Origin of the sequence: Vibrio sp. Y42_MX_L11 (genome assembly GCF_024181785.1) — a bacterium.
Lineage (GTDB): Bacteria > Pseudomonadota > Gammaproteobacteria > Enterobacterales > Vibrionaceae > Vibrio > Vibrio diabolicus.
Window position 1 is genome coordinate 95212 of record NZ_JAMZAP010000008.1, and the last position, 15224, is coordinate 110435.

The 15224-nt window shown below is 46.2% G+C and carries 13 protein-coding genes; 8 read left to right on the plus strand and 5 right to left on the minus strand.

The window, feature by feature from the left end; genetic code table 11:
- Positions 1-50: 50 nt before the first annotated feature.
- Positions 51-593 (plus strand): AAA family ATPase, encoded by a 543-nt coding sequence (locus NL643_RS10405; RefSeq protein WP_031779018.1) that lies wholly within the window; start codon positions 51-53, stop codon positions 591-593.
- 31 nt (positions 594-624) lie between these two features.
- On the opposite strand, the gene NL643_RS10410 is transcribed toward NL643_RS10405, so the two are convergent.
- Entirely contained in the window at positions 625-1266 is a 642-nt protein-coding gene (locus NL643_RS10410; protein WP_005382972.1) for a DUF2959 domain-containing protein, read from the minus strand.
- Positions 1267-1300: 34 nt separating this feature from the next.
- On the opposite strand from NL643_RS10410, the gene NL643_RS10415 reads away from it, so the two are divergent.
- From NL643_RS10415 to NL643_RS10425, 3 genes are all read left to right on the plus strand, one after another.
- Positions 1301-2245, plus strand: coding sequence for a virulence factor BrkB family protein (locus tag NL643_RS10415; protein ID WP_005379281.1), 945 nt, complete (start codon positions 1301-1303; stop codon positions 2243-2245).
- Positions 2217-2651, plus strand: a complete 435-nt coding sequence (gene dtd / locus NL643_RS10420; protein ID WP_005379282.1) for a D-aminoacyl-tRNA deacylase — start codon at positions 2217-2219, stop codon at positions 2649-2651. The genes NL643_RS10415 and dtd overlap by 29 nt, the downstream gene beginning before the upstream one ends.
- A gap of 106 nt (positions 2652-2757) precedes the next feature.
- Positions 2758-3675: a bifunctional GNAT family N-acetyltransferase/hotdog fold thioesterase gene (locus NL643_RS10425; RefSeq protein ID WP_005379283.1), complete on the plus strand. Its 918-nt coding sequence runs from the start codon at positions 2758-2760 to the stop codon at positions 3673-3675.
- Here the strand turns inward: NL643_RS10425 and NL643_RS10430 are convergent.
- From NL643_RS10430 to hslR, 4 genes are all read right to left on the minus strand, one after another.
- The gene (locus NL643_RS10430; protein WP_171345953.1) at positions 3661-5778 is read right to left on the minus strand and encodes an AsmA family protein; all 2118 of its coding nucleotides are present in this window, start codon (positions 5776-5778) and stop codon (positions 3661-3663) included. The genes NL643_RS10425 and NL643_RS10430 overlap by 15 nt on opposite strands.
- 190 nt (positions 5779-5968) lie before the next feature.
- Positions 5969-7597 carry a phosphoenolpyruvate carboxykinase (ATP) gene (gene pckA / locus NL643_RS10435; protein WP_017820689.1) on the minus strand — a complete coding sequence of 543 codons (1629 nt, stop codon included), beginning with the start codon at positions 7595-7597 and terminating at the stop codon, positions 5969-5971.
- Between the two features lie 336 nt (positions 7598-7933).
- The gene (hslO, locus tag NL643_RS10440; protein WP_005379290.1) at positions 7934-8809 is read right to left on the minus strand and encodes an Hsp33 family molecular chaperone HslO; all 876 of its coding nucleotides are present in this window, start codon (positions 8807-8809) and stop codon (positions 7934-7936) included.
- A 31-nt stretch (positions 8810-8840) separates the two neighbouring features.
- Positions 8841-9227: a ribosome-associated heat shock protein Hsp15 gene (gene hslR, locus NL643_RS10445; RefSeq protein ID WP_005379292.1), complete on the minus strand. Its 387-nt coding sequence runs from the start codon at positions 9225-9227 to the stop codon at positions 8841-8843.
- Between the two features lie 253 nt (positions 9228-9480).
- Here hslR and gspC point away from each other — a divergent pair, with 253 nt between their 5' ends.
- Genes gspC through gspF form a run of 4 tightly spaced genes read left to right on the plus strand, consistent with a single transcriptional unit; the run spans position 9481 to position 15181 of the window.
- On the plus strand, positions 9481-10407 hold the full coding sequence (gene gspC / locus NL643_RS10450; RefSeq protein WP_005379294.1) for a type II secretion system protein GspC: 927 nt from the start codon (positions 9481-9483) through the stop codon (positions 10405-10407).
- 36 nt (positions 10408-10443) lie between these two features.
- On the plus strand, positions 10444-12462 hold the full coding sequence (gene gspD / locus NL643_RS10455; protein WP_005379295.1) for a type II secretion system secretin GspD: 2019 nt from the start codon (positions 10444-10446) through the stop codon (positions 12460-12462).
- A complete protein-coding gene (gspE, locus tag NL643_RS10460) occupies positions 12462-13964 on the plus strand; it encodes a type II secretion system ATPase GspE (RefSeq protein ID WP_005379296.1) in 1503 nt (500 codons plus the stop codon). The genes gspD and gspE overlap by 1 nt, the downstream gene beginning before the upstream one ends.
- Entirely contained in the window at positions 13964-15181 is a 1218-nt protein-coding gene (gene gspF, locus NL643_RS10465; protein ID WP_033905910.1) for a type II secretion system inner membrane protein GspF, read from the plus strand. Before gspE ends, gspF begins: the two co-directional genes overlap by 1 nt.
- Positions 15182-15224 lie beyond the last annotated feature (43 nt).

Below are 15224 nucleotides of genomic sequence, written 5' to 3' on the forward strand. Positions count from 1 at the left end.
AGAAGAAGCCTCGAGTTATGCTCGGGGCTTTTTGTTTTCTGGAGTTGAATATGAACCCGATTATTATCACCGGTGGGCCTGGTGCGGGAAAAACAACACTGCTGAATGCGCTAGACGCGTGTGGTTATGCCACGTTTCCTGAAGGGTCTCGCGACTTGATTGAGCAGCAAAGCCAGTTAGAAAATGGTATTTTGCCGTGGACGAATTTACCTGAATTTGCCAAGTTATGCCTTGGGTTGATGGACAAACAAAAGAGTGATGCGCGTTGTCATGATGTTGCGTTTGTTGATCGCGCCATCCCCGACATCATTGCATACCTACAAGTGGGCGGCTGTAAGGTTGACCAAGCTTTCTTAACCGAAAGCGCTGGGTACCATAGTCAGGTGTTTACTTGTCGACCTGAAGCATCCATTTACGTACAAGATGAAGTGCGTCCGCACAGCTTTGAAGAAGCATTGGAGATTCATCAGTCGTTAGTGAGTGTCTATACTGAGTTGGGTTATGAAGTGGTAGAAGTGCCATGGGGAACTGTACCAGAGAGGGTAGGCTTTGTTCGAAGAGTCATCGGTTTACTCGGTGAGGTCGCCGACTAAAACCTCCTCACTAGGAGGAGGTCTAAATCATTTACTTTTGATTGAGCTTTTGTAGGAATTTATCGGACTCTGCAATCGCTTCGTTCATTTGTTTGATCGCAAACTGAATGTCTTTCTCTAAGCTAGAGAACTCACCTTGCAAAGAACCAATCGCACTGGCGTTAAGGTTGTGTTTTAAGTACAACGTGTTGTCACGTAGCGTATCCAGTACCGGTGTCATCTTTTTCTCTGCACGCTTCATAGCGCTAAGCATGGTTTTGTACGAGGCTTTGGTTTCACGTAGTTTTTGCTCGCTTGAACGACGCAGTTTCGCACTCGAGTACAGCTCTAGCTCATCTTGCCACTCATCAAACAGTGCGCCGGATACGTCTTCAATCGCAGCAATACGGTCACGTACGTCTTGAGCCGCTTTTTCGCTATCTTCGTATTTGTCATTGATGTTGTTGTAGACATTTTCTAGCTCACCACCATCAAAGTTGGTGATCGCAGACAAGGCTTCAAGTGCACTGGTGAATTCTTCTTGTGCATCTTGTTGAGATTCTTTGGCATCTTCGACGCGGTCGACCATAATATCTCGTTTATGATACCCAACCTGCTCCATTGCTGAGTAATAAGCAGATTGACACCCTGTTAAAGTGAAAATTGATAGTACAATTGCTAATAAATAAGGCATTCTTATGTCCTCGGCGCTAATTATGGGATGAACTATGAACCAGTTATCAGAGAGTTACAAGGCGAGATTAATCAATCTACTGCCAAGTTGCGTCGCGTTTTTTAAGTATCTTCTTAAGCGATTAACGCATGACCGTGTGAATGTGAACGCGGGCTATCTTGCCTACATTACCTTGTTATCCATCGTGCCAATGCTGACGGTATTGTTATCAATATTGTCGAAATTTCCCGTTTTTGCGAACGTTGGTGAGGTGCTGCAAGGCTACATTATTGAGAATTTTGTGCCAGCTTCTGGAGAAGCTGTACATACGGCATTACAGGAATTTGTGGCGAATACGGGCAAAATGAGCGCGGTTGGCGGTGGGTTTTTATTCATCGCAGCGGTCATGCTGATTTCCAACATTGATAAGAACTTAAACTACATTTGGCGAGTTAAAGACAAGCGCCGTTTAGTCTTTTCATTCTCTATGTATTGGATGGTACTCACGTTAGGGCCGATCATGGTCGGTGCGAGTATTGCGGCGACGTCGTACGTGACTTCGCTGCAAATTTTAGAGAACGAGACATTATCTGGTGCGTTTAATTTATTTCTGCGTTGGCTACCGTTGTTGCTGTCCTTTTTTGCTTTTCTTGGCTTGTATATTCTAGTGCCGAATAAAAAAGTACACCTCGCTCATGGTGCCATGGGGGCAGCAGTCGCCGCGATACTGTTCGAGTTGAGTAAAAAAGGCTTTGCGCTTTACATCACTCAGTTTCCGTCTTATCAGCTCATCTACGGCGCGTTAGCGGCGATTCCTATCTTATTTGTTTGGGTGTATTTATGCTGGATGATCGTGTTATTGGGGGCGGAAGTTACGGCTGCGCTTGGTGAGCGAGAGCACTGGAGTGAAGATTTAGACATGATACACTCGACCGCTGAATCTCAGTTAACAGATGAAGGAAGCGAGAGTAGTGATAGCGCTAATTCAACGAGTCAGTGAAGCAGCCGTCCGCGTGGATGGTGAAGTCGTAGGAGAAATTGATCGTGGTCTGCTGGTCTTATTGGGCGTAGAGAAGGACGACGATGAAGCTAAAGCAAAGCGTTTAATGGAGCGTGTTACAACCTACCGTGTGTTCGAAGATGACGAAGGCAAGATGAACCTGAACGTTAAACAGGTGGAAGGTAAAGTGCTGGTGGTTTCTCAATTTACGCTGCCTGCGGATACAAAAAAAGGCACGCGAGCTGGCTTTTCTCGTGGTGCGCATCCTGTGGATGCAGAGCGCTTGTATGATTACTTTTCTGACTTGTGTGAAGAAGTTTTACCCACACAGCGTGGCCGCTTCGCTGCCGATATGAAAGTGTCCTTGGTGAATGACGGTCCAGTAACGTTTTGGTTGCAGGTCTAATCTGGTAACACAGGTGCCATAGTCTAAGCTTTAACTCCAAGCTCATGGAATTGGCTTGGAGTAATTTTTCCGACACTGATTAGTGTTGTGCTTTCAAAGGATTGATATGTTCAAACTCATTACTCCCAAAACCGATAATCAGATAAACAAGTATTATCAGTTTCGCTGGCAACTGCTTCGTGAGCCATGGCGTATGCCGATCGGCTCAGAGCGCGATGAATACGACGAAATGAGCCATCACCGCATGATTGTTGATGGACGAGGTCGTCCTATGGCGATTGGCCGTTTATACATTACGCCGGACAATGATGGCCAGATCCGCTATATGGCGGTTAAAAATAATCGCCGTAGCAAAGGGATGGGTTCGCTGGTTTTGGTTGCACTAGAGTCGTTAGCACGCCAGGAAGGAGCGAAACGCTTGGTGTGTAATGCCCGTGAAGATGCCATCGCCTTTTATGAAAAAAATGGCTTTGAGCGTCGAGGTGAGCTGACCGATGAGCGTGGCCCTGTGCGCCATCAGCAAATGGTGAAGCAACTGGATCCGATGGCCAATGTGTTACGTCGCCCTGAATGGTGTACTGAGCTTCAACAGCGCTGGGAGCAACAAATCCCAATTAGCGACAAAATGGGGATCAAGATTAACCAGTACACGGGTTACCAGTTTGAATGCTGTGCGCAGCTTAATCCTAACCTTAATCCGCATAACACCATGTTCGCTGGATCAGCTTTTACCTTAGCAACCCTGACAGGGTGGGGGATGACGTGGCTGCTGCTTAAAGAGCGTGGGCTGCACGGTGATATTGTGTTGGCCGACAGCTCGATTCGCTATCGTCAACCAGTCGAACAAAACCCCGTGGCGAGTACTTCGTTGGATGGGATCAGTGGTGACCTAGACCGATTGGAGTCGGGACGCAAAGCACGCATCGTTATTCACGTAGTGATTTATAGTGGTGACACGCCAGCTGTTGATTTTGTCGGTACCTATATGCTGATACCGAACTACTCGCAGTTACTCAGTTGCTGATGGGGTAAGCGCCGACTGATCTGCTGGGCGCTTATCTGTTTCACCTTCTTGCTCTGTCGGTGAGAGGGTTTGTTCTGCTGCGGAATTCGTGTCGGGTACTTCATCTTCTTCGATAACTTCTTCGTAAAGCTCTTCCTCTTGAGTCTCCAAATTGATGTTATCAATTACGATTGGCTGCTCGATGGAAGGTTCATTTTTCTGTGGAGTCTCAATATCAGTAGGCTCGGCCAGTTTTGATGCGTTCACGCACTCATTACGGTGGGTTTCGCCACTTAGTAGATCGCCTTCAATGTTTCCGCACGACTCTTCCAATTGATAAGTAATGCCACTTAGCGGGTTGTTGGCCATATCAAATGTTCCCCAAACCTTACCACTTATGGCTTTTCCTGAGATGGTGACCGGCGTTATGGCAACTTCCCCTCGTTGCGCGCTTAAACGCAGTGGACTTAAGGTAATGGCTTTGAGCGAATGATCCGCTTGGGACTTCAAGCGGGTATCTCGGAGATTGGCTTCCACTTCACCCGATAAGCTGTAGGCCAGCATGTTGCGATCACCTGATAACCCTTGTAGATCGAGGCTGAGATCGGAAAAACCATCAATAGCCAGTGTGTCGGGTAAAAAATAATCGTGGAAGAGCGATAAGGGAATACCATCAGCATTGACGTTGAGCGCCCAAGGTTGGCTCGGGGTACTCAAATCTATTTGTCCGATGCCTTCTACGTAGCCTTGCTCGAGTGGCGCAAAAAGGCGAGTCAATTGCCAAAAGCCATCTTTGCTTTGCATGGCAAGTGCTGCGTGAGACGTGAGTATTTGGTCATAGCTGGCGTTGACAACGCTGACTTCCAATTCGCCTTGCCAAAGGCCCCAACGTTGAGCAGACTGTTTAATATCAAGCTGTTGCCCTTCGATATTTAAACCGGAAAGTTGCCAATAAGGTTCGTGAGATAGCTGGATAATTTGGCTGCGCTCAATGTCGAGTCGTTCGATTGCAACATGCTCTAACTCGCTGGTGGCGGCGTGCCACCAATTTAGGTTGTCTTCTGGCTGTGTTGCCCACTTGAGGCCTTGAATAGAGGCTTCTTTGAGCTTCCATTGTGTTGGCGTGAACAATCCAGAAACTTGCACTCGACCTTGCTGCCAATCTAAGCTGAGCTCGTTGAGCTGGATTACTCCTGGCTCGATAGCGGCACTCAAACGTGGCTCTATTGCGGTTTGCTGCAGGAATCGAACGCTATCCGCCTGCAATGACACTTGAGCTTTTGTCTTCCAGAGAGACAGTGGCAGTGTGGCGTTTTCCACAGAAAGATCCAAGTTCTGCCAGTGCCAGTCGCCCCATTCAATATCGGCGTTAAGCAAATCTAAGCTATTAATATGATTAATGTTAAATGGTAGATCGTGCCAAGGTTTTGCAAGCAGTGATTGGCGCTGCGTATTACTCAGTTTCAGCTTGTTGATGGTCACATTTACTAAAGACCAACCTTGAGGATACTGCTCCCCTTGCCCAGATATTTGACTGTTACGCCAGTTAAAAGAGGTGCCATAAAGCGTACTGTCTTGCGGTTTGTAGTCTATATCGACTAAAACTTGATTAAAGGCTTCGCCATTCCAATAGAGTTGGTCGGCCGCAAGTTGAACTTCGCCATATGGTATTAATTGATCACTCCATTGTGGTGATTGAATTTGAAGATCAATGCCATTGGCAGAGAAATGCTCGTCGGCGTAATCAATATTTTTGAGCGCGATTTGATGGAATAATACGTTCTCTAAAGCTGGGAGCTTTGGTGCGCCATACTGCAAGCTCATACCATCAATCAATAAACTATCAACGATCCATTTACCATCGCGATAAACATCGGGATTCATCCATAAATCGACTTGCTCGATGTAAGACGCATCGTCTCCGCTGGTGTTCACGCGTTGTAAAGTTAGGTGATAGGGAAAGTCATAACGCACGCTTCCGGCCCGGAAGGGAAGAGAAAAGGTGTTTGACAGCAAGCGCCAGGTTGCGTCCGCGTAAGATGTTGTTAGCAGCGCAATCGTAGCGGCTGGAATGGCAACTAAGATAACCAGTAACAGAAGTAGAACTCGACGCGCTGTTTTCATCTTTGCTAGAACCTACGTGTGTTATTAAATAAAACTAGATAGGCTTTAGCTTGTATCAATATTCTGTGGTATTCAATAAAAAGCCCCTCAAAAGAGGGGCTTGAAGCAATTTTTGTAACTTGGCCTACGTAAAGGTGATAAGTTAATGCCAACTTTTCACTGAGTTTACGCGACGTCGCTGTTACTCGATTTAATCAATCTGAGGACCAGCCGCAACCAGAGATTTACCTTCAGCGTTGTCTGTGTACTTATCAAAGTTATTGATAAAGCGCGCTGCTAAATCTTTCGCTTTGCTTTCCCACTGAAGTGGGTCAACGTACGTGTCGCGAGGGTCTAGAATGCTTGGATCCACACCTGGTAGTGACGTTGGTACTTCAAGATTGAAGATAGGAATGTGCTTAGTTGGTGCATCTTCAATCGAACCATCAAGAATGGCATCAATAATTCCGCGTGTATCTTGAATAGAGATACGTTTGCCAGTGCCGTTCCAACCAGTATTCACTAGGTAAGCCTCAGCGCCCGCTGCTTCCATGCGTTTAACCAGTACTTCTGCGTATTTAGTTGGGTGAAGCGTTAGGAACGCCGCGCCGAAACAAGCAGAGAAAGTTGGTGTTGGCTCAGTAATACCGCGCTCTGTTCCCGCTAGTTTGGCGGTAAAGCCAGACAGGAAGTGGTACTTAGTTTGCTCAGGTGTCAATTTAGATACTGGAGGCAGTACGCCAAATGCATCGGCTGATAGGAAGATCACTTTATTTGCGTGACCGCCTTTTGATACTGGCTTAACGATATTATCGATATGGTAGATAGGGTAAGAAACACGTGTGTTTTCTGTTTTCGAACCATCATCAAAGTCGATAGAGCCATCGCCACGTACTGTTACGTTTTCTAGCAGTGCATCACGACGAATTGCGTTGTAGATGTCCGGCTCCGCTTCTTTCGAAAGTTTGATGGTTTTTGCGTAACAACCACCTTCGAAGTTGAAGACACCGTCATCATCCCAGCCGTGCTCATCATCACCAATTAGCGCACGTTTAGGATCAGTCGACAGGGTCGTTTTACCCGTACCAGATAGACCGAAGAATACCGCTACATCGCCATCTTTGCCCATGTTAGCGCTACAGTGCATTGATGCGATGTCTTTTAGTGGAAGGAAGTAGTTCATCATGGCGAACATACCTTTCTTCATTTCACCGCCGTACCAAGTACCACCGATAAGTTGCATGCGCTCAGTTAGGTTAAATACGGTGAAGTTTTCTGAGTTCAGGCCTTGCTCTTCCCATTTTGGATTAGTGCATTTTGCGCCATTCATTACTACGAAGTCTGGTTCAAATGTCGCTAACTCTTCTTCTGTCGGGCGAATAAACATGTTTTTAACGAAGTGCGCTTGCCATGCGACTTCTGTGATAACACGAATGCTCAAACGTGTATCTGGGTTTGCACCACAGTAACCGTCAACAACAAACAAGCGTTTATTAGAAAGCTGGTTTGTGACCAGTTCTTTTAGCTCGTCCCACACTTCAGGAGTGATTGGCTTGTTATCATTTTTCACTTGATCAGACGTCCACCACATATGTTCTTCTGTCGTAGCGTCTTTGACGATGTATTTATCTTTTGGTGAGCGACCAGTAAAGATGCCAGTGTCAACGGCAACCGCACCTAGTTCAGTAACCACGCCGCGCTCATAACCGGTTAGGTCTTCACGCGTTTCTTCCTCAAACAACATTTCGTAGCTTGGGTTGCGAATAACCTCTTTTACGTTATGCAGTCCGTGCTTGGTTAGATCAAGTGTTGCAGCCTTAGTATGTTCCATAACGGTCATAGGTGCTCCTTATAAGGATTTTGTAGGGATTTTGTAAGAATGTTTTAATTTTAATCTGCTCACCATGCTAGCAACGGGGCGGGGAGAAAACAGGGAGATAGCTCAAAATTTGCCCATGATTTCAATAAGGTTTTAGGTAACCCGTCACATATTGGTGGGAATAGTCTATCGTGCACGCAATCCTTTGCGCTAGGGCAAAATCATTATTAATTGTTTAAAATTAAGCAGTTGTTTTATTACGCTTGAGGCTAGTTATTACGAGGGGTTGATCACAAAAAGGCCAGCATTAAGCTGGCCTTTTGTAGGGTAAATTACGTGCTTGATAAGCTATGTAAATTAATGCAGGGTTTTCTTGTCCGTAGAAGCTTGTGCATACAGTTCAGTGACTTCAGATTCGTCGAACGTATAAGTTGTGCCACAGTAATCACAATGTAAAGAAACTGATCCAACTTCTGCCAAAATGTCATAAATTTCAGCTTTCTCAACGGTGATGATTGCTGCACCGCTACGCTCACGAGAACAGCCACAATGGAACTCGACAGGTTGCGGCTCGTACAGACGTACTTTGTCTTGGTTATATAGTCGATACAATAACTCGTTCGCTTCTAAACCAAACAATTCTTCATCTTTTACTGTATCAGTGAGCTGCTCTAGATGTTCGAAATCATCTGGAGAGCCAGTGCCGTCAGGGATCACTTGAATCAACATACCTGCTGCGTGTGCTTTGCCCTCATGCTCACCAGTGCGGATCCATAGGCGCGTTTTTAACTGCTCTGAGTTTGCAAAGTAGCCTTCTAGCACTTCTGCTAAAGTGTCACCTTCTAGTCCAACGACGCCTTGGTAACGCTCGCCGTTTTTCGGTTCGATGGTGATCACAAGGTAGCCCTTACCCATTAGATCGTGAATATTTGCGTCATCGGCAACATCGCCTTCCCAGCGAGCTACGCCACGAACACGTTGGTTATGGTCACCGTTGATAACGGCAAGAGACACAGGACCGTCGCCTTGTAGCTGGATGGTGATCGAACCTTCGAACTTAAGAGTGGCAGTTAAAAGAGTAGTTGAAACGAGTAGCTCACCCAGCAGTTTCTCTATTGCTGCCGGATATTCCTTGCTGGAGATAACACGTTGGTACGCTTCATCCAATTGTACCAACTCGCCACGTACTGAAAGATCTTCGAATAGGTAGCGGTTTAAAACATTATTTGCCATGGAGTGCTTTCCTCGTTGGTAATTCCGGCTTTTATTGGTGTTTGAACTTAATGATGTCTCGGCGCTGCTTTTTATCTGGGCGGCGTTCCGGACTTGGGTTGTGGGCATTAAGCTTACGTTGAGTCGCGTGTTCCTCACGTTTCGCGATACTCTCATTGGTTTCGCGATATAAGGTTTGTGCGATGGGAGCGCCTCGGCGTTGATCTGAGATTTGTTCGATTATCACGATTTTTTCTTCGTTGCCTTGACGAAGTCTGACTTCAGCGCCCACTTCAACGATTTTACTCGGCTTGCTTCGTTGGCCATTATAGTGGACTTTACCGCCATCGACCATGTTACGCGCGATGGAGCGGGTTTTGTAAAATCTTGCGGCCCATAGCCATTTATCTAGCCTAACGGCTTCATTTAGGGAACTCATAGAACACTACGCTATCTAATCACTGCCCGAATACAGCAATGAGTGATGGATTATTCACCTACAGATGGAGTCAAGGCGTATTTTTTTCAAGGGAGTTGGCAAAAACTGCATAAGAAAAAGGTATGAAAGACAACTTGTGATATAGTTCACTGCTCTTTGTTGAGTAATAATTTTATTGCAAATTTAGCAATTTAAAGTCGATAGCTATCGTTATAGCTTAAATGACGGACGTTAGAATAAAGGAATCCATTCAGTGAAACGTTTAGAGCTAAGTGCAGGATTATCAAGCAGACCGCTACTGGCTCAGATCAAGTCCAATCATTATACCATTCAAGCCAAACTTAGCTTGTTGCTTACCTGTCTGTTTATTGCGATAACCGGATGGATACTTGGCAAAATTGTGTGGTTAGCCATACCTCAATCGTCGGAAGTGCCGCAATGGCGTCCATCGGCGAGTAGCGTTGCTGCGAGCAATAAAGGCGACGCGATAGATTTTAATGCCCTTCAGAATGCCAACCTATTCGGTAAATACACTGAGCAAAAAGCGGCGGTTGTAGAACAGCCTATTGTTAAAGACGCCCCTAAGACGCGCCTTAACCTTACGCTGGTCGGTGCGGTTGCAAGTAGTGATGCCAACACCAGCCTTGCTGTTATTGCTAACCGAGGTAAGCAAGCTACGTACGGTTTGGGTGAAGAAATCGAAGGGACACGTGCGACACTAAAAGCGGTATTGGTGGATCGCGTCATCATTGATAACCAAGGTCGAGACGAGACCTTAATGATGGAAGGTATAGAATATAAGAAGCTATCTGAATCGCCGCAGGTAGCTAGGGCGCAAGCTCAGCGAGCAGAAGCAGCGACGTCTGACGTTGGAGAGAAATTAGAGCAAATCCGCGAGGAAATTGCGAAAGATCCACAAAGCGTTTTTAAATACATCACCATTTCACCCGTCAAAAAAGACGGAGACATTGTTGGTTATCGAGTATCACCTGGTCGTGATGCCGCATTATTTAATGATGTAGGACTACAACCTGGCGATATTGCGGTTCAACTGAACGGGATCGATTTAAGTGACCCGTCTTCTTCAGTACAACTGATGCAAGTGATGAGCGATCCGCAAGAATTAAATTTAACTGTTGAGCGAGACGGCCAACAGTACGATATCTATATCCAATTGTAAGACTTAGGCAACCGGCGTAAGTTCAGGGAGACATACGTGAAACATTGGTTCAGCAAAAGTGCTTGGCTACTAGCAGGAAGTTTACTCTGCGTACCAGGTGCAATGGCAAACGAATTTAGTGCGAGCTTTAAAGGCACTGATATTCAAGAATTCATCAACATAGTGGGTCGTAACCTCGAAAAGACCATCATTGTTGATCCTTCAGTACGCGGTAAAATCGATGTCCGCAGCTATGACGTTCTTAACGAAGAGCAATACTACAGCTTTTTCCTTAATGTCCTTGAAGTATACGGTTACGCAGTCGTAGAGATGGACAATGGGGTACTTAAGGTTATCAAAGCAAAAGACTCAAAAACCTCAGCAATCCCTGTGTTAGGTGATGGCAGCGCGCAAGGAGATAGTGTTATAACTCGAGTTGTCGCGGTGCGTAATGTGTCGGTTCGAGAGTTGTCTCCTCTACTTCGTCAGCTGATTGATAACGCCGGTGCCGGTAACGTGGTTCATTATGATCCAGCGAATATTATCTTGATCACAGGTCGTGCGGCAGTAGTGAATCGCTTAGCAGAGATCATCAAGCGTGTTGACCAAGCCGGTGATAAAGAAATTGAATTGGTAGAGCTGCGTAATGCATCTGCTGCTGAAATGGTACGCATTGTTGAAGCACTGAATAAAAGTGCGAATCAGAAAAGCACGCCAGAGTTCCTTGAACCTAAAATTGTGGCCGATGAACGTACTAACGCGATTTTAATTTCTGGTGATCCAAAAGTAAGAGCCCGCTTGAAACGTTTGATTCGTCAACTTGATGTTGAAATGGCGACAAAAGGTAACAACCGAGTTGTGTACCTGAAAAATGCGAAAGCTGAAGATTTGGTGGATGTATTGAAAGGTGTTTCCGATAACCTGCAAGCTGAAAAACAAGCCGGTCAGAAAACATCAGGTGCATCGCGTGGTGAGGTCGTCATTGCTGCTCACGCTGCAACTAACTCGTTAGTTTTAACAGCGCCACCAGATATTATGATGGCATTACAAGACGTCATTTCTCAACTCGATATTCGTCGTGCTCAGGTTCTTATTGAAGCGTTAATTGTCGAAATGTCTGAAGGTGATGGTATTAACCTAGGTGTTCAGTGGGGTTCATTAGAAACGGGTGCTGTAATTCAGTACGGTAACTCAGGAGCCCCGATTGGTCAGGTGATGGTTGGGCTAGAAGAAGCAAAAGATCAAACCCGAACTGAATACTATACCAACTCTAATGGCGAACGAACGCCATATGATGTTACTGAATCAGGTGACTACTCTACGCTAGCGTCAGCACTTAGCGGAGTAAATGGTGCGGCAATGAGTATTGTCATGGGTGACTGGACAGCGCTAATTAGTGCTGTTGCTTCTGACTCCAACTCAAACATTCTATCTTCTCCAAGTATCACTGTAATGGATAATGGTGAAGCATCATTTATTGTGGGTGAAGAGGTTCCGGTTATTACGGGCTCTACGGCTGGCTCAAACAACGACAACCCATTCCAAACGGTTGACCGTAAAGAAGTCGGTATCAAACTCAAAGTAGTGCCACAAATTAACGAAGGTGACTCTGTACAGTTAAACATTGAACAAGAAGTTTCCAACGTATTAGGCGCAAACGGTGCGGTTGACGTTCGCTTTGCTAAACGACAGTTAAACACCTCTGTCATGATCCAAGATGGTCAGATGTTGGTTCTTGGTGGTTTGGTCGATGAACGCGCACTTGAAAGTGAGTCTAAAGTGCCGCTATTGGGTGACATTCCGGTACTTGGCCATCTGTTCAAGTCAACTAGCACGCAAACAGAAAAACGTAACTTGATGGTGTTCATCAAGCCGACGATTATTCGCGATGGTGTGACGGCCGACGGTATTACGCAGCGTAAATACAACTTTATTCGCGCAGAACAGCTTTACAAAGCGGATCAAGGTTTGAAGTTGATGGCTGACGAGAAGATCCCGGTTATGCCAGCCTTTGGCCAGGAGCGTCAGCACCCAACAGAGATCCAAGCGTTTATTGATCAAATGGAAAACAACTAATGGTTGATATGTTAGACACAGCGCCAAGTATGCGTCGTCTGCCATTCAGTTTTGCCAACCGCTTTAAACTGGTGCTGGAGACAGAGCATCCTGAGCGTCCACCTATTCTTTACTATGTCGAGCCGCTTAACCCTGCGGCTCTGGTTGAAGTCCGTCGTGTATTAAAGAAAAGCTTCGTACCGCAACCTATCGATAAAGAAGCCTTTGATAAAAAGCTGACTGAAGCATATCAACGCGACTCGTCTGAAGCGCGTCAGTTGATGGAAGATATTGGTGCTGATAGCGATGATTTCTTCTCTTTGGCTGAAGAACTGCCGCATGATGAAGACTTATTAGAGTCGGAAGACGATGCGCCAATCATCAAATTGATCAACGCCATGTTGGGTGAAGCGATCAAAGAAGGTGCGTCGGATATTCATATTGAGACGTTCGAGAAAACCCTTTCGATTCGTTTCCGTGTCGATGGCGTATTACGTGAAGTTCTGACCCCAAGTCGTAAGCTAGCGCCTTTGCTGGTTTCTCGTGTGAAGGTTATGGCTAAACTAGATATCGCAGAAAAGCGTGTGCCTCAAGATGGCCGTATTTCGTTGCGTATCGGTGGTCGTGCGGTGGACGTGCGTGTATCTACGATGCCGTCCTCACATGGTGAGCGCGTGGTAATGCGTTTGTTGGATAAAAACGCGACTCGTCTTGATTTACATAGTTTGGGCATGACACCTTCAGTGCATGACAACTTCCGTCACTTGATTGGCCGCCCTCACGGTATCATCTTGGTGACGGGCCCGACAGGTTCTGGTAAATCAACCACCTTGTACGCTGGCTTGCAAGAGATCAATAGCAACGAACGCAACATTTTAACGGTTGAAGACCCGATCGAATTTGATATTGATGGCATCGGTCAAACTCAGGTGAACCCAAAGGTCGACATGACTTTTGCGCGTGGCTTGCGTGCCATTCTGCGTCAGGACCCGGATGTGGTGATGGTCGGTGAGATCCGTGACTTAGAAACCGCACAAATTGCAGTGCAAGCGTCCTTAACGGGTCACTTGGTAATGTCTACTCTCCACACCAACACCGCAGTGGGTGCGATTACGCGTCTACGTGATATGGGTATTGAGCCATTCCTTATTTCTTCATCGTTATTGGGTGTGTTAGCACAGCGCTTAGTTCGAACGCTTTGTCCAAGCTGTAAAGAGCCGTATGAAGCCGATGCGGAACAGAAAAAACTGTTTGGTATGGAAGCGCATGAACCGTTAGAACTGCACCGAGCAAAAGGCTGTGAAGCGTGTAACCAAAAAGGCTACCGAGGTCGAACAGGTATCCACGAGCTCATTATGGTTGATGAGCAAGTGCAAGAGTTGATTCATCGAGAGTCTGGTGAACAAGAAATTGAGAGAGCCGTTCGCGCCCATACGCCAAGTATTCGCAGTGATGGTTTAAGCAAAGTACGTCGTGGTATTACGTCACTTGAAGAAGTGATGCGAGTGACGAAGGAAACCTAATGGCGGCATTTGAGTACAAAGCGCTAGATGCAAAAGGCAAGCATAAAAAAGGCACGATAGAAGGGGACAACGCCCGACAAGTGCGCCAGCGACTCAAAGAGCAAGGGATGATCCCGATTGAAGTGGTCGAGACGAAAGCTAAATCGGCTAAGTCTTCAGGTTCAGTCAGCTTTAAGCGCGGCATCTCGACATCTGAGCTGGCACTCATCACACGGCAATTGTCTACGCTAGTCCAATCAGGAATGCCTTTGGAAGAGTGTTTGCGTGCGGTCTCTGAGCAGGCTGAAAAGCCGAGGATTCGTTCTATGTTGGCTGCGGTTCGCTCGAAAGTAACTGAGGGTTATCCGCTTGCCGACAGTTTTGCCGATTACCCACACGTGTTTGATGAACTGTACCGCTCCATGGTTGCGGCGGGTGAAAAATCAGGTCACCTCGATACCGTATTAGAGCGTTTGGCAGACTATGTCGAAAACCGCCAAAAGATGCGATCTAAATTGCTTCAAGCCATGATTTATCCTGTAGTTTTGGTGGTATTCGCGGTTGTCATCGTTTCGTTCTTATTGGCGACAGTGGTTCCTAAAATCATTGAACCCATCATTCAGATGGGCCAAGAGTTACCTCAATCGACGCAATTTTTACTGGCAGCCAGTGAGTTTGTGCAAGATTGGGGGCTGATTATTTTCGTTGTGCTGGTGGTGCTTTTCTATGGCCTCAAACTGGCGTTGCAAAAGCCAGACTTTCGCTTAGCTTGGGACAGAAAAATCTTGAGCTTACCGCTAATAGGTAAGATCTCTCGAGGTTTGAATACCGCACGATTCGCACGAACGCTTTCGATCTGTACTTCCAGTGCGATTCCAATTCTAGAGGGTATGCGCGTTGCGGTAGATGTTATGTCTAATCGTTATGTGAAGCAGCAAGTGTTGCTTGCAGCGGATAACGTTCGAGAGGGCGCTAGTTTGCGTAAGGCGTTGGACCAAACCCGCTTGTTTCCACCAATGATGCTACACATGATCGCCAGTGGTGAGCAAAGTGGTGAATTAGAGAGCATGTTGACGCGGGCAGCCGATAACCAAGATCAAAACTTTGAATCAACAGTCAATATTGCTCTGGGTGTGTTTACTCCTGCGCTGATTGCATTAATGGCTGGATTAGTGTTGTTCATTGTGATGGCGACCTTGATGCCAATGTTAGAAATGAATAACTTGATGAGCGGATAATTTCGAATTAAGACGTGTCTACTAACGGCATGGCTTTAATCTA